Origin of the sequence: Nocardia brasiliensis (genome assembly GCF_011801125.1) — a bacterium.
GTDB classification, from domain to species: domain Bacteria; phylum Actinomycetota; class Actinomycetes; order Mycobacteriales; family Mycobacteriaceae; genus Nocardia; species Nocardia brasiliensis_C.
In genome coordinates, this window is sequence record NZ_CP046171.1 from 2,578,507 (window position 1) to 2,594,481 (window position 15,975).

The following is a 15,975-nucleotide window of genomic DNA, read 5'->3' on the forward strand; positions in this document are numbered from 1 at the left end:
AAAGCGGTGCGGCCGTAAGGTTTCGACTCAGGTCAGATAGCGGTACGCGGGCGAGCCCGGTTCGAGTCGTTCGCACTGGATCGGCGACTCGTCCATGCGTTCCAACAGCGGTCCCAGTCCCTCTGGCACGCCGAGTTCGATGCCGACCAGCGCCGCGCCCGTCTCGCGGTTGTTGCGCTTGACGTACTCGAACATGGTGATGTCGTCGTCGGGCCCGAGCACCTCGTCGAGGAAGCGCCGCAACGCGCCCGGCTCCTGCGGAAAGTCCACCAGGAAATAGTGTTTCAGGCCGCGGTGCACCAGGGAGCGTTCGATGATCTCGCCGTAGCGCGATACGTCGTTGTTGCCGCCGGAGACCAGGCACACCACCGTCGATCCGGGCGGCACGCTCAGCTCGGCCAGTGCGGAAACCGCCAGCGCCCCAGCGGGTTCGGCGATGATGCCCTCGTTCTGGTAGAGGTCGAGCATGGTGGTGCAGATCGCGCCCTCGTCGACCTGCATCATCCGGAACGAGCTCGTCCCGCCGGGCGATTCGGTGGTGGTCAGCAACGGGAGCGAGGCGTGCGAAACCACCCGCCCGCCGAAGCTGGCGACGGCCGCGTACGGCACCGCGCCGATCCGGCGCACCGCCGCGCCGTCGACGAACGGGTCGATCTCCGGCAGTGTCACCGGACCGCCCGCGACCAGCGCCGCGGTCATCGAGGCCGCGCCGGCCGGTTCCACGCCGAGGATCGAGGTGCTCGGCGCGCGGTCGCGCAGGTAGGTGCCGATGCCGGCCAGGCAGCCACCGCCGCCCACAGGTACCACCACCAGGTCCGGCGCGGTGCCGAGCTGCTCCAGGATCTCCGGCGCGATGGTGCCCTGCCCGGCCGCGGTGCGCGCGTCGTCGAACGGGGGCACCATGGTCGCGCCGGTGCGGGCCACGTCGTCGGCTGCGGCCGCGGCGGCCGCGTCGTAGGTCTCGCCGACCGCGATCAGTTCCACGAATTCGCCGCCGTGCACGCGAATACGGTCCCGCTTCTGCTTGGGGGTGGTGGTGGGGACGTAGATGCGGCCCTTGATGCCCATCGCGTGGCAGGCGAACGCGACGCCCTGGGCGTGATTGCCCGCGCTGGCGGCCACCACGCCCGCCGCGCGCTCGGTCTCGGTCAACTGCATGACCAGGTTGTAGGCGCCGCGCAGCTTGTAGGAGCGGACCGCGGAGAGGTCTTCGCGCTTCAGGTAGACATTGGCCCCGGTGAGGCGCGATAGCCGCTCGCTGCGCTGCAGCGGAGTCGGCTCGATAATCTCGGCAATGCGCTTGGCGGCAGCGTCGATCTCGTCCGCGCTCAGCGCGGGACGAGAACTGGACAGTGCGTCGATGACATCAAGCGGATTGGACACCCGAAATATGCTGCCACCCGCCGCGTCGCGCGGACGCGGCGGGTGTGCCGCCGAGCCGAATTCGCCCGGCGTTCGCTCAGCGCGGCGTGAGCACGAAGACCGGAATGACCCGATCGGTCTTCTTCGTGTACTCGATGTAGTCCGGCCACACCTCGGTGGCCCGGTCCCACCACAGCCTGCGCTCTTCGCCGAATACCTCGCGGGCGGTGTAGTCCTTGTTCACCTCGCCGTCGCGCAGCTCCACATGCGGCTCGGCCTTGATGTTGTAGTACCACACGGGGTTCTTGGGTGCGCCGCCCAGCGAGGCGACCATCGCGTACTCGCCGTTGTGTTCCACCCGCATGAGCGGGGTCTTGCGCAGCTTTCCGGTCTTCGCGCCCTTGGTGGTGAGCAGGATGACCGGCTTGCCCTGCAGCGTGGTGGCCGTGGTGCCGCCGGAGTTCTCGTACTTCTCGGCCTGTTCGCGGGCCCAGTCGGATGTACTCGGTTCGTATTCTCCAGTCAGAGGCATAAAGAGGACAACACGCGTCGGATCGGCCGTGTTCCCGGCGACTTCGCTGTGTCACCGGGAACATGAAGTTCGGTGGACCGAACTTCGCTGTGCGTATATCCTTACTGGATGGCAATTGTTCACCCATCGGCCCGCCGCGCGACGGTTGACATCGCGGGCAGCGCGTGGCCTGTCTACAAGCTCGATGCGCTCGCCGCCGGGCTGGTGACCTGCCTGATCCTGGCCCTGATCACCGGCTCGCCGCAGCTCGCCGTGCTCGCCGCGGCCGCGGTCGGCGCGACGCGCTGGATCGCCGGACTGATCCTCGCCCGGCGCGCGCACGACCGGCGGGTGCTCGGCGTCGAGCGATAGGCCCGACCCGGCCATAGTTCGCTCGTGTCATACGCATGGGAGATAGCGAACGGCTACTACAGTCTGGGCTATGGCGTCGAACGTGAAGAATGCGGTCCGGGCCATGGCCGGAACGGTCATGGCTTGTGCGTCGGTGGCGACCCTCGCGCCCGCGGCGGACGCCGAAATCCTGAGCCTGCCGCCGCACGAGAAGACCTTCGTCGCGCCCGGTGACTCGGCGATGAAGTTCACCGTCGGCAGCCGGGAGGAGAAGATCCACCGGATTCCGCCGCTGAACTTCATGGGCACCACCCGCGAGGCGCTGGTCAGCACCATCGCCTACGGCAAGCTCGACGGCGCGAGCTCGGGCAAGCTCCGGATGGGGTATCACGTGGGCTGCGCGGTATCGATCGGCGCGGGCACGCTCGGCGTGGCACCCGATGTGATCATCTCGCAGAGTCCCGCGTTCAACCCGAACCCCATGGCCACGTTGAACATCAGCCCCGGCGAGGTCGGTGAGGTCGCGATCGCGGAGAAGGAGATGATCCCCGGCAAGCTGATCCAGCTCAGCGTCCGGGACTTCCACATCAAGGTCAACTCCTGCACCGGGCCGGTCACCCTGCGTCAGTACGCCTACGTGGATTCCAAGTCGCCGGAGGTCGACGATTCCGGGGCCGTCTTCGGTGACCCCACCTGGCTCTGAGCTGGCGAATCCACCCCGGACGTGGTTGGAAACACGCGTCTTTCATTAACGTCCCCGCGGCGTCACTCGATGATTCGAGTAGTCGAGTACGCAGGTTTCCCATGGATCCCAGCGGGAGGATGAGTCCATGAAACGCCTGATCGTGTGTTGTGACGGCACGTGGAAAGCCGAGTCGAGCAGCACGGTATCGAACATCATCAAGATCGCGCAGACGATCCGATTCGACGCGCCGGGACCTGCTGGGGAGAAGATCCAGCAGTGGGTCACCTATGTGTCCGGGCCCGGTGCCCGCGGCTTCCTCGCCGACCGGCTGATGGGCGGCGCGTTCGGCCTCGGCCTCGAGGCGAACCTGTCGTCCGCGTACTGGCACCTGGCGCTGAACTGGGAGCCGGGCGACGAGATCTACATCTTCGGCTTCAGTCGTGGCGCGTTCACCGCGCGCAGCCTGTCCGGGCTGATCGACCGCATCGGCATGCTCACGCCGGAGGCGATGATCAACGGCAAGTACCCGAAGGCGCTGCGGATCCATCAGCAGGTGCCGCCCGGGGACGGTTCCATCCCGGCCGAATGGACCCAATTCCGTAAGGACAACTGCCATCTCGAGCAGCCGAAGGTGAACTTCCTCGGTGTCTTCGACACCGTCGGCGCGCTCGGGGTGCCGGGGCTGACCTCGCTGCGCTACCGGTTCCACAACGTCAAGCTCGCGCCCAGCGTGCACTGCGCGCGCCAGGCGCTGGCCATCGACGAGCGGCGGCGCAACTTCGAGCCGTGCCTGTGGCAGGTGCCGGTCGAACCGAACATCAAGTACCGCAGGGGATTCCAGCGGGTCAAGCAGGTGTGGTTCGCGGGCGCGCACAGCGACATCGGTGGCGGCTACAAGGAGTGCGGACTCTCCGATGTGACGCTGCGCTGGATGGTGCGCGAGGCCGAATCCGTCGGACTGGCCTTCGATCACGATCGGCTGGCCGAATTGTCCAAGTGCTGCCTGGCCACCGGCGCGGACCACATGAAGCTGCACTCCTCGCTCAGCCTGGGCTACCGCGTGCTGAATGTGCTACGCACGCTCCGGCATCCGCGCAGCTCCCGGTTCTATCTGGATTCCTGGCGCCGCCTGGCGAACGGCCGCGAACAGGGGGTCCGGCTGGCTTCGCTGGTCAACGAGGTCGAGGACTACCTGCCGCCCAACCTGCGGCGCTGGCGCGCCCGTTTCGGCGGCATGTTCCCCGAGGAACTGCTGGAGAAGGTCACCCCGGTCTCGGTGCACCTGCTCGACGAAAGCGTCGAGCAGGACCCGGCCCGCGTCTGAGCCGCGGTCTCGTCGCACGCAAGCAGACCCACCGCTCGGCCCCATGCGCTGCCGCAGCGTTCTGCGGTAGCGCCGCGCAGTCGAATAGGCGTGGGGCCGGGCGATCGAGTCCCGGTCAGCGGACGAGCAGTGCCACGGGGAGCCGGGCGAAGAGTCGCTCGATGCGGATGCGGCCCTGGAAGGTGTGGCCGGTCAGGCGATCGATCCAGGTGCCCTCCGGCAATTCGAGAGCGGTGTCGCCCCAGCCGGTTTCGGCGAGACCGACGCTGTGCCGGGTGGCCGCGACGATGATCTCCGGCGCCTCGGCGGGCCTGCCGCGGCTGTAGGCGATCAATCGCTGGGCTTCGCTGCCGGTGCCGAACAGCGGGGCGTAAGTACCGCCGACGAAGCAGTCGGGACGCTCCCGGCGCAGCCAGAGCGCGTAGGCGACGATCCACATCTTGACGGCCCCGGTGACATCGAGTTCCGGTGTGCCGGTGAGCGATTGCAGCATGCCAGCACGCAGCCCGAAATCGACCGGACGGCGGTTGTCCGGGTCGACCAGCGAGTCCTCCCACAGCTCGCAGCCCTGATAGAGATCGGGAATGCCGGGCCCGCACAGCTGCAACAGCTTCTGCGCGAGCGCGTCCGACCAGGCGTGCGGGGCGAGACGGTGCACGAGGTCACCGAGCTCGGTGCCGACCGGTCCGTCGATCACCGTGTCCACCCAGGCGTGCACCTCGTCCTCGAACGCGGCATCGGGCTCCTCCCAGGAGGTCTTGGTGCCCGCCTCCCGAATCGCCTTCTCCGCGAACTGATGCAGACGCTCCCGGAAGCCGGGGATCGACGCCGCGGGCCTGCCGTCCGGCGGCCACACACCGAACATGTTCTGCAGCAGGAACAAAGTGGTGGCGCCGTCGGGGCCGGGCGCGCTCTCCTGCCACGAGGTGACGCTGCGCGCCCAGTCCTTGGCGGCCTGGGAGAGCACCCCGATGCGGGCGCGCACGTCCTCGCCGCGTTTGGTGTCGTGGGTGGACAGCGTGGTCATCGTGGCGGGCCAGCGTTGCGCGCGTTCGATATTGGCGAGATGGAACTCGATCAGCGAGCGCCCGAAGCGGGCCGGATTGCCGCCCATCTCCTGCAGCGACACCAGCCGGGCCGCCTGATAGAACATGGTGTCCTCGACCGCCTTGGCCAGGATCGCGCCGCCCACCTGATGGAAGCGGGTCACCGCCTCGCCGCCGACGGCCAGCGCCGCGGTCAGCACCGCGAGCGGGTTGGTCAGCTCGCTGTTGCGCCGCTCCACCTCGGTGATCACGGCGGCGGTCATTCCGGCCAGCGGCGCGTAATCGGTGCGATAGACCGGCATGAAGGCCAGCACCTCGATGGTCGCGTTGGTCAACGCCATGGTGTCCACCGACTCCGCGCGCGCGTCGCGCTTGATCGCGGCGACCAGCCGCCGCACATCGGCGCTGAGCACGGTCTCGGCGACGGCCCGCTTGATCCGATGCTCGGTCTCGGAGATCCAGGCCCGGTCGCTGCCGTGTCCGGCGAAGCGGCAGGACAATTCGGTGAGCGCGGGCTCGCCGTCCGGATCGATCAGCACCCCGCCGACGTCGGCGAGCGCGTCGTAGCCGGTCGTGCCGTCGATCGGCAGGGTCGCGTCCAGCGGCTCCCGGTTGGACAGCACCTTCTCCACCAGCAGCAGCCGGTTCGGACCGATGAGCTGGCGCAACCGGATGAGATAGGCGCCGGGATCGGCCAGTCCGTCCGGATGGTCGACCCGCACGCCGTCGATGAGGTCGTGCGCGCACCACGCCGCGAGCTCGCGGTGGGTGATCTCGAAGACCTCGGGGTCCTCCTGCCGGAGTGCGGCCAGCCCGCCGACGGTGAAGTACCTGCGGTAGGTGCACACGCCCGCTTTCCAGCTGACCAGGCGGTAGTGCTGCTTGTCGTGGATGCGCAGTGCGTTGTCGCCGTCGGTGCCCGGCGCGATCGGGAAGCGCAGATCGTGCAGTGCCAGCATGGGTTCGGCGCCGGAACGGTCGACCGTCAGTGCGGCAGGGTCGTTCTCGCTCTGCAGCACCGGCAGCGCGAGGCGCCCGCCCGCGCCGTTGCCCGCGCTCCAGTCGATGTCGAAGTAGTGTGCGAAGGCCGACTCGCGGCCGTTGCGCAGCACGTCCCACCACCACGGGTTCTGCCGCGGGTCGGCCACGCCGACGTGGTTGGGCACCAGGTCGACGAGCAAACCCATACCGCGACTGCGTACTTCGTCCGAGAGCGCCTTGAGGCCGGCCGGGCCGCCGAGCGCGGCGGACACCGTGGTCGGGTCGGTGACGTCGTAGCCGTGCGTCGAGCCCTGCGTCGCGGTGAGGATCGGCGACAGGTACAGGTGCGAGATACCCAGCTGCTGAAGGTATTCCGCGATCGCGCGGGCGTCGGCGAAGGTCAAGGCGTCGGGGCGCAGTTGCAGCCGGTAGGTGCTGCGGATGGGGGTCGGGCGGGCGTGGGTCCGGCGCAGGGAAAGAGGATCGGTCACGTGGGTCTCTGTGGCATCCGATGGGGTCATGGGCGGTGGGGTCATCCCGCGTGGCGCAGGACGAGTAGACAACGGGATTCGACCGTGACCGTGGCCGCGGCCGGGTAGTGCGCTTCGGCGATGCCGGTCGGCGTCGCGCAGTCCAGCGCGACCGTCCAGGACATGCCGTAGTCGGAATTCGGCAGGGTGAAATCTATCGGTTCGTCGTGGGCGTTGAAGCACAACAGGAACGAGTCGTCGGTGATGCGCTGCCCGCGCGGGTCCGGCTCGTGGATGCCCATGCCGTTGAGGAACACGGTCAGCGACTTGCCGAACCCGCTGTCCCAGTCCGTGGTGGTCATCTCCGCGCCGTCGGGGGTGAGCCAGGCGACATCGCGCGCGTGGTCGCGCGAGCGCACCGGCCTGCCGTCGAGGAAGCGGCGGCGCCGGAAAATAGGGTGCTCGGTGCGCAACGCGATCACGTGCCGGGTGAACTCGAGCAGATCCGAATTCTTGTGCATCAGTGACCAATCCATCCAGGCCAGCGGGGAGTCCTGGCAGTACACGTTGTTGTTGCCGTGCTGGGTGCGGCCCATCTCGTCGCCGTGCGCGAGCATCGGCACGCCCTGGCTGAGCACCAGCGTGGCCAGCAGGTTGCGGCTCTGCCTGGCGCGCAGCGCGAGAATGTCCGGGTCGTCGGTGGGCCCCTCGACGCCGCAGTTCCAGGACCGGTTCCAGCTCTCCCCGTCGCGGTTGTCCTCGCCGTTGGCCTCGTTGTGTTTCTCGTTGTAGGACACCAGGTCTCGCAGCGTGAACCCGTCGTGCGCGGTGACGAAGTTGATGCTCGCGCTCGGCCTGCGGCCGGTGGCCTCGTAGAGGTCGGAGGAGCCGGTGAGCCGGGACGCGAACTCGCCAAGCGTCGCGGGCTCGCCGCGCCAGTAGTCGCGCACCGTGTCGCGGTACTTGCCGTTCCATTCGGTCCACAGCCCGGGGAAGTTGCCGACCTGGTAGCCGCCCTCGCCGACGTCCCACGGCTCGGCGATCAGCTTCACCTGGCTCACCACCGGATCCTGTTGCACCAGATCGAAGAACGTGGACAGCCGGTCGACGTCGTGCAGCTCGCGCGCCAGCGTCGCGGCCAGGTCGAACCGGAAGCCGTCGACGTGCATGTCCAGGACCCAGTACCGCAGCGAGTCCATGATCAACTGCAACGTGTGCGGGTGGCGCACGTTCAGGCTGTTGCCGGTGCCGGTGTAATCCATGTAGAGCGCCGGGTCGTCGTCCACGAGTCGGTAGTACGCGGCGTTGTCGATGCCGCGGAAGCCGATGGTCGGGCCGCGGTGGTTGCCCTCGGCGGTGTGGTTGTAGACCACATCGAGGATCACCTCGATGCCCTCGGCGTGCAGCGCGCGCACCATCGCCTTGAACTCGGTCACCGCGGAGTCGGCGCGCTTGGTCGCGGCGTACTCGTTGTGCGGTGCGAGATAACCGAAACTGTTGTAGCCCCAGTAGTTTCGCAGGCCCTGCGCCAGTAGCACCCGGTCCTGCAGGAACTGGTGCACCGGCATCAACTCGATCGCGGTGATGCCGAGGCCTTTCAGGTGCTCGATGATCGCCGGATGCGCGATGCCGGAGTAGGTGCCGCGCAACTCTTCCGGCACGTCGGGGTGCGTCGCGGTCATGCCCTTGACGTGCGCCTCGTAGATCACCGTCTCGTGATAGGGCCGGTTCGGCGCGCGGTCGGTGCCCCAGTCGAAGTACGGGTTGATCACCACGCCGGTCATGGTGTGGCCGAGCGAGTCCAGTCCGTGGGTGTACAGCGACGGATGGTCGTCGAACGCGCCGTCGAACGCCTTGCCGTACGGGTCGAGCAGCAGCTTGCTCGGATCGCAGCGCAGGCCGTGCTCGGGATCGTAGGGGCCGTGCACCCGGAAGCCGTAGCGCTGGCCCGGCCCGACGGCGGGCAGATAGGCGTGCCACACGTAGCCGTCGACCTCGTCGAGCGCGACGCGCGACTCGGTGCCGTCCCGGGCGATCAGGCTCAACTCGACGGCGTCGGCAACTTCCGAGAACACCGAGAAGTTGGTGCCCGCCCCGTCGTAGGTCGCGCCCAGTGGGTAAGCGGTGCCGGGCCACACACCGAGTGGTGTCGCGTCACCGGGCGCTGCGTCGGGCTGAGCCATAGCAACGACACTAGCGGCAGCGGTGATTCGGGTGCTGCGGGTGGTTGCGACCGGGCGGTCGGTCCGACGGTGTAAGGGGCGTGATCGGCCCGGTCCGCCGGTGGGTGAACCGGACAGCTTGCCGGGCCGGGCCGCCCGATACCGCACGTGGCCCCCAGCCGGGCGGCCTGTCTGGAGGAAGTCTGGTAATCCCGCAGCTATGCCCGGTGTGCGAGGTTCGCGTGGCACGAGGTCGATTCCGTTGTGGGTGGCTCGGGGCGTCGGCTCCGGGTTCGGCCGAAGAGATCCGCGACCCAGTCGCGGGTACGGCCGCTGCTTCGCGACGGTGTCCTCTGCACGCTGTCATGCCTTGTGTCCCAACTGTATTCGTCGGCGCAGCGGCGGGCGTGGCGTTCGATGACCGAGCCGAAGACGCAGGTTCGACTTGCCCCCGGCGATGAGTCGCACCCGCTGGCGGCGGCCGTCGTGGCTGAATGGCCCGCGCGGCGCCAAGTCGCGTCGAGAAGGCCGTCGACGGCTTTCACGGCGCAGCTCGGATGGTAACTTGAACGCTGTTCAAGCCCGGTCGTCCGGCCGGGCGGTCGCGACCGCGAGGATTGCTGTGGCACTGACACCTGACGAGATCACCGCCATCGACGCCGAACACGTCTGGCACCCCTACGGCGGATTTCCGGCGACCACCGAACCGCTGGTGGTGTCCGAGGCGGCCGGCGCCCGGCTGACCCTGGCCGACGGCCGGGTGCTGGTCGACGGGATGAGCTCGTGGTGGGCGGTCATCCACGGCTACCGCAACCCCGTGCTCGATGCCGCGCTCGTGGCGCAATCCCAGCGGATGAGCCATGTGATGTTCGGCGGGCTCACCCACGAACCGGCCGCGCGCCTGGCCGAACTGCTCGTCCAGATCACCCCCGCCGGGCTGGACAAGGTGTTCCTCTGTGATTCCGGCTCGGTCGCCGTCGAGGTCGCGGTCAAGATGTGCCTGCAGTACTGGCGCAGCCAGCAGCGGCCCGCGAAGCGCAGGCTGCTCACCTGGCGCGGCGGGTACCACGGCGACACCTTCACCCCGATGAGCGTGTGCGACCCCGCGGGAGGCATGCACGCGCTGTGGACCGACGTGCTGGTCGATCAGGTCTTCGCGCCGATGCCGCCGCGCGACTACGAGCCGGAGTACGTGGCGGAGCTGGCGCGGCTGATCGGCGCGCACGCCGACGAGCTCGCCGCGGTCATCGTGGAACCGATCGTGCAGGGCGCGGGCGGCATGCGCTGGCATCATCCGCGTTATCTGACCGAGCTGCGCAGGCTGTGCGACGAACACGGCGTGCTGCTCGTCTTCGACGAGATCGCGACCGGATTCGGCCGCACCGGAACGCTTTTCGCGGCCGATCAGGTCGGCGTGAGCCCGGACGTGCTGTGCGTCGGAAAGTCGCTGACCGGTGGGTATCTCACGCTGGCCGCCGCGCTGTGCACCGCGCGGATCGCCGAGACCATCAGCGCGGGCCACGGCGGGCTGATGCACGGGCCGACCTTCATGGGCAATCCGCTGGCCTGCGCGGTCGCGGTCGCCTCGATCGAGCTGCTGCGCGCGCGGGACTGGCGCGGCGAGGTGGCGCGGATCGCGGACGAGCTCGCCGCGGGCCTCGCGCCGGTGCGCGAGCTGCCCGGCGTCGTCGACGTGCGGGTGCTCGGCGCGATCGGCGTGATCGAACTGGACCGGCCGGTGGACATGCGCACTGCGACCGACGCGGCGGTGGCGGCCGGGGCGTGGCTGCGGCCGTTCCGGAACCTGATCTACACAATGCCGCCGTTCATCAGCACCACCGAGGAGGTCGCGACGATCACCGCGGGGATGCGGGCGGCCGTCGCGGCGCAGGTTCGCTGAGGTCTCGGGCGACGAGCCCGCGCCGCGCTGTCTCGTCGGCGATGGTGGGGGCTCGCGAAGGGGGTGGTGCGCCGGGGAATGCCCGAGTCGTCCGCGTGTGCGACTTGAACGGCGTTCAAGTATGCTGCGGAGCTGTGACTATCGATCCGTTGAGCTGGTTGGACGAGCGTGCTTCGGCGCGGGTGGCCGCTGGGTTGCGCCGGGAACTGCGGCCGCGGGCGGCGCACTCGCCCGCGATCGACCTCGCCTCGAACGACTACCTGGGGCTGGTGCGCCACCCCGAGGTGATCGACGCCGCGGTGGCCGCGGTGCGCCGGTGGGGCGCGGGGGCCACCGGCTCCCGGCTCGTCACCGGGACCACCGCCGCGCATGCCGAGCTCGAGGCGGACCTCGCCGAATTCGTCGGCGCCGAAGCGGGATTGGTGTTCGCCTCCGGCTACGCCGCCAACCTCGGTGTGGTCACCGCGCTGGCCGGGCGTGGGGCCCTTGTGGTTTCGGACGCGGGCAGCCATGCCTCGCTGGTGGACGCGTGCCGCTTGTCGCGGGCCAGGGTGGCGGTCGCCGAGCACCGCGATGTCGACGCCGTCGACCGGCTGCTCGCCGCGCGCACCGAGGAACGGGCGCTGGTGCTCACCGACTCGGTGTTCAGCGCCGACGGAGATCTCGCGCCACTGGTCGAGCTGCACCGGGTCACCCGCGCGCGGGGCGCGGTGCTGGTCGTGGACGAGGCGCACGGCCTCGGCGTGCGTGGCGCCGGAGGTCGCGGCTTGGTGCACGAACTCGGGCTGGCCGGTCAACCGGATCTGGTGATCACCGCGACGCTGTCGAAAGCCCTTGCCGCGCAAGGCGGCGTGGTGCTCGCCGCCGAGCGGGTCCGCGCCCACCTGGTGGACGCTGCCCGCACCTTCATCTTCGACACCGGCCTCGCGCCCGCCGCCGTCGGCGCGGCCCATGCCGCACTCGGCGTGCTGCGCCGCGAACCCGAGCTGGCCACCCGCGTGCTCGAGCGCGCCGCCGACATCGCCCGCATCGCCGCGGTGCCCGCCCCCGCGTCGGCGGTCGTCTCGGTGGTGCTCGGCAAGGCGCAGGTGGCCTTCGAGGCGGCCCAGCAATGCCGAGCCCGCGGGTTGGACGTCGGCTGTTTCCGCCCGCCGTCGGTGCCGGAAGGGACCTCCCGCCTGCGCCTCACCGCCCGTGCCAATCTGACGCCGGACGAGATCGCCGCCATCGCAACGGTTCTCGGTGCGGTACTGGCCGATGCCCAGGCGCCGGAGCTGGCGCACACGTAAGCGAACAACAGTGCCCCGCTGTGCCGCGCACCCGGCGGCGGCGCGGGTGCGGGTCGATGGCAGGAGCGATTGTGGGTGTTTTGCTGATCACCGGGACGTCCACCGACGTCGGCAAGACGGTGGTGACCGCGGCCGTCGCGGCGGTGGCGCTTGCGCAAGGGAAAACCGTCGCGGTGTGCAAACCCGGGCAGACCGGCGTCGCCCCGGGGGAACCGGGCGACCTCGCGGCGATCGAGCGGCTCAGCGGCGTCCAGCGGACCGTCGAATTCGCCAGGTACCCAGACCCTTTGGCACCCGACACCGCGGCGCGGCGCGCCGGGCTGCCGGAACTGACCCTGGCCGAAACCGTCGCGGGCATCGCCGAACTCGGCGACGCCGATCTCGTTCTGGTGGAGGGCGCGGGCGGGCTGCTGGTGCGGCTCGGTGATTTCACCCTGCTCGACCTGGCCGAAAAGCTCGACGCGCCGGTGCTGGTGGTGGTCGCGGCCGGACTCGGCACACTCAATCACACCGAATTGACCACCCGCGCATTGCATGCCGCAGGCGTGCGCTGTGCGGGCGTGGTGATCGGCGCCTGGCCCGCCGAACCCGACCTCGCCATGCGATGCAATCGGGTTGATCTGCCGCGCCACACCGGCGTGGAAGTGGTCGGCGTGGTGCCCGCCGGCGCGGGTTCCTGGCCGCGCGTGAGTTTCACCAGCGCGGCGCCCTCGTGGTTCGACCCGGCGTGGTCACCGTTGGCCTGACCGTCGCGCGCCCCTGCGGATTTCGGGCACCCGGCGCGGCAAGCCGCAACGAGTGCCGGTCAGCGCAGCGCGTCGTCGGCCTGTGGCTCGATCGCGGACGCGGGGACCAGGTCCCATTGCTCGAGCTGCTTGCGGATCTGTTCCGCGGCATCGATATTCAGCGGTCCGCTGGTCCACATGGCGTAGGGGAGATTGAGGAAGCGGCCGTCCCTGACGGCGCGCAGCTGGTTGATCCCCGGCTTGGCGCGCAACGCGTCGAGCTTCTGCGCAAAGGTCTGTGGCGGGTAGTCGACGAACATGATGGCGTCGGGGTCCGCGGCGGCGAGCCGCTCCCAGGACACCCGCGTCCAGGTGTCGGGGACGTCGCTGAGCGCGTTGCGCCCGCCCGCCGCCTCCAGGATCGCTTGGGGCGCACCGAAACTACCGCTGGACATCAGCGAGTCGGTGGCGCTGTCGAACAGGAAGATGGTCGGGGTGCGCTCGGCCCGCGGCGCGGCGCGTAACGCGGCGAGGCGCCGATCCAGGTCGGCGTTGAGTTCGGTGGCGCGCTCGGTGCGGCCGGTGATCGCGCCGAGGTTGGCGAGGTCGGTGCGCAGCGCCGTCCACGGCTCGACGATGCCGCGCGGCTTCTCGCCGTCGCGTTGGCGGCAGCTCTCGGTGAGCGTGTAGGCCGCGATGCCCGCCTTCCGCAACGAATCCGGGGTGAGGTTCTTCGCCTCGTCGTAGCCGTAGCTCCAACCGGCCACCATTACGTCGGGGCCCTGCGCCAACACGGTCTCTCGCGACGGATACTCGGGTGCAACGGATTTCAACTTATCGACGGCGGGGCCGTAGTGCCTGCGCAGCGTGTCCGCGTCCCGCTGCACGCTGGAGACCGCGACCGTCTGGTCCTGCGCGCCCAGCGCGAGCACCATCGAGATCAGATTGCCGTCATTGACGAACAGTCGCTGTGCGGGGGAGGGAAAGCGCACGTCCGCATCGCAATTGCGCACCGTCAGATCGCCGCTCGCGGACCTGTCGGCGGCGCACCCGGCCACCGTCGCGGCCAGCGCCAGCGCCAGCAGTACGCGCAACCCGTGTCTCATCCGTCTCCCTCTCGTCGTTCGCCGATAGTTCCGAAAAGTTCTGCCGCTCATGGGACACGCGGGGTGATGAGCAGGTGGGGGTGGCCGGTGTGCGGGTGGGGAACCCGTAGCGCCCGCACGCCGAAGACGGCTTCGACGATGTCGGGGGCCAGTGCGGTGGCCGGTGGCGCCAGCGGGTGGGCGGTGCCGTTGTGCAAGACCAGGATTCGGTCGCAGTAGCGGTCGGCCAAGGTGAGGTCGTGCAGCGCCGCGACCACGGTGCGGTTCAGGGTGCGGGCCAGCGCGAGCAGTTCCAGGCTGTGCGTGATGTCCAGATGGTTGGTCGGCTCGTCCAGCAGCAGCACGGGCGTGTCCTGGACCAGGGCGCGCGCCAGCAGCACGCGCTGCCGCTCGCCGCCGGAAAGGTGATGCACCGGACGGTCGGCGAAGCCCGCCAGATCGACGGTGGCCAGCGCCTGTTCGATCACCTGCTGTTCGCGTGGTGACCCGGCGCCCCACGGCGGCAGGTAGGGGGTGCGCCCGAGCGCCACCACCTCACCGGCGCGCAGGTCGGCGGGCGGCCGCTCGTCTTGCGCCACCGACGCCACCGCCCTGGCGCGCCTACGTGCCGACAACCCGTGCAGCACTTGGCCGTCCACGAGCACCCGGCCGCGTACCGGCTTGCGTACCCCTGCGAGCACCTGCAGCAGGGTGGTCTTGCCGGTGCCGTTCGGCCCGACGATCCCGATCGTCTCACCGGCCCGCACCGTGAAACTCACCTCGGACAACACCGTTCGCCTGCCCGCCGCGCAGGCGAGCTCCTCGACGGTCAGTGTCGCGGCCGCACCGCCGCTTTCGGCCGTTGCCTGGTTTTCGTCCGGTAGTGCCGCGCCGTCCTGCCGGACCGTTTCCTTCGTCTCGACCGGGCCGCCGTGCCGGTTCACGATTCCCCGAAGCGGTAGCGGCGGCGGCCCATCAGGATCAGGAAGACGGGCGCGCCGATGAGGCCGGTGAGCACGCCGACGGGGATCTCGGTGGGCCGCACGATGACCCGGGTGCAGGCGTCGGCGACCACGAGGAACAGGGCGCCGCAGAGCGCGCACGCGGGCAGCAGGCTGCGGTGCCGCGGGCCGACCAGCAGGCGGGTGGCGTGCGGTACGACCAACCCGACGAAGCCGATGCCGCCCGACACCGCGACGAGCACACCGACGAGCACCGCGAGCAATACGAACAGGCCGATCCGGAGCTCCTTGACCGGAACACCCAGCGAGGCGGCGGTATCCGCGCCGACGGTCAGCGCGTCCAGCCACCCGCCGGTGACCAGCAGCATCAGGCCCGCGATGGCGACCACGCTGAGCGGCAACGCGATTCGGGTCCAATCGGCCCCGGCGAGACTGCCGAGCAGCCAGAACAGCACGGACTGGGCGGCGGCCGGATCGGGGCGCCGGAAGATCAGGTAGCTGCTCAGCGCGGCGAACGCGGAGCCGAGCACGGTGCCGGTGAGCACCAGTCGCAGCGGCGTGAGTCCGCCCTGCGCCACGGCGATCAGGAACACCAGCGCCGCCGCGACGAACGCGCCGACCAGCGCGCCGCCCGAGAGCGCCCACACGCCGGCCCCGGCGAAGAGCCCGGAGGTGATGACGGCGGCCGCGCCGACGCCCGCGCCCGAGGACACCCCCAGCAGGTACGGATCGGCGAGCGGATTGCGCACCAGCGTCTGCATCGCGGTGCCCGCCAGCGCGAGGCCGGCCCCGACGATGGCGGCGAGCACGGTGCGCGGCACCCGCAGCTGCCACACGATGGTGTCGAGCCCGAAGTCGGTGGGCGCCTGCCCGGTGAGCCGGCGTCCCAGCACCTCGACGACCGTGGCGACCGGCAGATTCTCCGCGCCGAATCCGGTCGCGAGGATCATGGCGCAGACGAGCAACCCGCCGAGGACGGGCAGCACGATCGCCGTGCGGGCACGGTTCATCGGCGTTGCTCCACAGGCAAGTCGCGGCCTCTCCAGAGTTGCGTGGCAGGGGAGGTCTGACTCTCGCCGTGGTGGCGATCACAGTGGCGCGACCGTACCGGATTCACACCGG

The 15,975-nt window shown here is 69.8% G+C and carries 13 protein-coding genes; 6 read left to right on the top strand and 7 right to left on the bottom strand.

Translation table 11 applies throughout. From position 1 onward, the window contains the following. Nucleotides 1-27 precede the first annotated feature (27 nt). Nucleotides 28-1,383, bottom strand: a complete 1,356-nt coding sequence (gene ilvA / locus F5X71_RS11670) for a threonine ammonia-lyase IlvA (RefSeq protein WP_167461956.1) — start codon at nt 1,381-1,383, stop codon at nt 28-30. Nucleotides 1,384-1,459: 76 nt separating this feature from the next. Next, entirely contained in the window at nt 1,460-1,894 is a 435-nt protein-coding gene (locus F5X71_RS11675; protein ID WP_167461957.1) for a nitroreductase family deazaflavin-dependent oxidoreductase, read from the bottom strand. Between the two features lie 108 nt (nt 1,895-2,002). Between F5X71_RS11675 and F5X71_RS11680 the strand changes: the two genes are divergently transcribed. From F5X71_RS11680 to F5X71_RS11690, 3 genes are all read left to right on the top strand, one after another. Then, on the top strand, nt 2,003-2,245 hold the full coding sequence (locus tag F5X71_RS11680) for a hypothetical protein (RefSeq protein ID WP_167461958.1): 243 nt from the start codon (nt 2,003-2,005) through the stop codon (nt 2,243-2,245). 70 nt (nt 2,246-2,315) lie between these two features. Beyond that, nucleotides 2,316-2,927, top strand: coding sequence for an MspA family porin (locus tag F5X71_RS11685; protein ID WP_238815845.1), 612 nt, complete (start codon nt 2,316-2,318; stop codon nt 2,925-2,927). Nucleotides 2,928-3,054: 127 nt separating this feature from the next. Continuing rightward, nucleotides 3,055-4,233 (top strand): DUF2235 domain-containing protein, encoded by a 1,179-nt coding sequence (locus tag F5X71_RS11690; RefSeq protein WP_167461959.1) that lies wholly within the window; start codon nt 3,055-3,057, stop codon nt 4,231-4,233. 115 nt (nt 4,234-4,348) lie between these two features. Here the strand turns inward: F5X71_RS11690 and treY are convergent, their stop codons facing one another. Together treY and glgX are read right to left on the bottom strand one after the other, a co-directional pair. Continuing rightward, on the bottom strand, nt 4,349-6,781 hold the full coding sequence (treY, locus tag F5X71_RS11695) for a malto-oligosyltrehalose synthase (protein WP_238815846.1): 2,433 nt from the start codon (nt 6,779-6,781) through the stop codon (nt 4,349-4,351). Between the two features lie 11 nt (nt 6,782-6,792). Continuing rightward, a complete protein-coding gene (gene glgX / locus F5X71_RS11700; RefSeq protein ID WP_167461961.1) occupies nt 6,793-8,913 on the bottom strand; it encodes a glycogen debranching protein GlgX in 2,121 nt (706 codons plus the stop codon). A 601-nt stretch (nt 8,914-9,514) separates the two neighbouring features. Between glgX and F5X71_RS11705 the strand changes: the two genes are divergently transcribed. The 3 genes from F5X71_RS11705 (at nt 9,515) to bioD (ending at nt 12,827) form a co-directional block, all read left to right on the top strand. Continuing rightward, nucleotides 9,515-10,792, top strand: a complete 1,278-nt coding sequence (locus tag F5X71_RS11705; protein WP_174817042.1) for an adenosylmethionine--8-amino-7-oxononanoate transaminase — start codon at nt 9,515-9,517, stop codon at nt 10,790-10,792. Between the two features lie 134 nt (nt 10,793-10,926). Further along, nucleotides 10,927-12,081 (top strand): 8-amino-7-oxononanoate synthase, encoded by a 1,155-nt coding sequence (locus F5X71_RS11710; protein WP_167461962.1) that lies wholly within the window; start codon nt 10,927-10,929, stop codon nt 12,079-12,081. Nucleotides 12,082-12,152: 71 nt separating this feature from the next. Beyond that, a complete protein-coding gene (gene bioD / locus F5X71_RS11715; protein ID WP_167461963.1) occupies nt 12,153-12,827 on the top strand; it encodes a dethiobiotin synthase in 675 nt (224 codons plus the stop codon). A gap of 59 nt (nt 12,828-12,886) precedes the next feature. Here bioD and F5X71_RS11720 read toward each other — a convergent pair whose 3' ends face one another. Genes F5X71_RS11720 through F5X71_RS11730 form a run of 3 tightly spaced genes read right to left on the bottom strand, consistent with a single transcriptional unit; the run spans nt 12,887 to nt 15,863 of the window. Further along, nucleotides 12,887-13,912, bottom strand: a complete 1,026-nt coding sequence (locus F5X71_RS11720; protein ID WP_167461964.1) for an ABC transporter substrate-binding protein — start codon at nt 13,910-13,912, stop codon at nt 12,887-12,889. Nucleotides 13,913-13,959: 47 nt separating this feature from the next. Further along, on the bottom strand, nt 13,960-14,835 hold the full coding sequence (locus F5X71_RS11725) for an ABC transporter ATP-binding protein (RefSeq protein ID WP_238815847.1): 876 nt from the start codon (nt 14,833-14,835) through the stop codon (nt 13,960-13,962). Then, entirely contained in the window at nt 14,832-15,863 is a 1,032-nt protein-coding gene (locus F5X71_RS11730) for a FecCD family ABC transporter permease (RefSeq protein ID WP_167461965.1), read from the bottom strand. The genes F5X71_RS11725 and F5X71_RS11730 overlap by 4 nt, the downstream gene beginning before the upstream one ends. Nucleotides 15,864-15,975: the final 112 nt, after the last annotated feature.

Bases quoted from the DNA above. Each gene is read 5' to 3' on its own strand.
- F5X71_RS11675 (WP_167461957.1), bottom strand. From the start codon at position 1,894: ATGCCTCTGACTGGAGAATACGAACCGAGTACATCCGACTGGGCCCGC.
- F5X71_RS11680 (WP_167461958.1), top strand. From the start codon at position 2,003: ATGGCAATTGTTCACCCATCGGCCCGCCGCGCGACGGTTGACATCGCG.
- F5X71_RS11685 (WP_238815845.1), top strand. From the start codon at position 2,316: ATGGCGTCGAACGTGAAGAATGCGGTCCGGGCCATGGCCGGAACGGTC.
- F5X71_RS11690 (WP_167461959.1), top strand. From the start codon at position 3,055: ATGAAACGCCTGATCGTGTGTTGTGACGGCACGTGGAAAGCCGAGTCG.
- treY (WP_238815846.1), bottom strand. From the start codon at position 6,781: ATGACCCCATCGGATGCCACAGAGACCCACGTGACCGATCCTCTTTCC.
- glgX (WP_167461961.1), bottom strand. From the start codon at position 8,913: ATGGCTCAGCCCGACGCAGCGCCCGGTGACGCGACACCACTCGGTGTG.
- F5X71_RS11720 (WP_167461964.1), bottom strand. From the start codon at position 13,912: ATGAGACACGGGTTGCGCGTACTGCTGGCGCTGGCGCTGGCCGCGACG.
- F5X71_RS11730 (WP_167461965.1), bottom strand. From the start codon at position 15,863: ATGAACCGTGCCCGCACGGCGATCGTGCTGCCCGTCCTCGGCGGGTTG.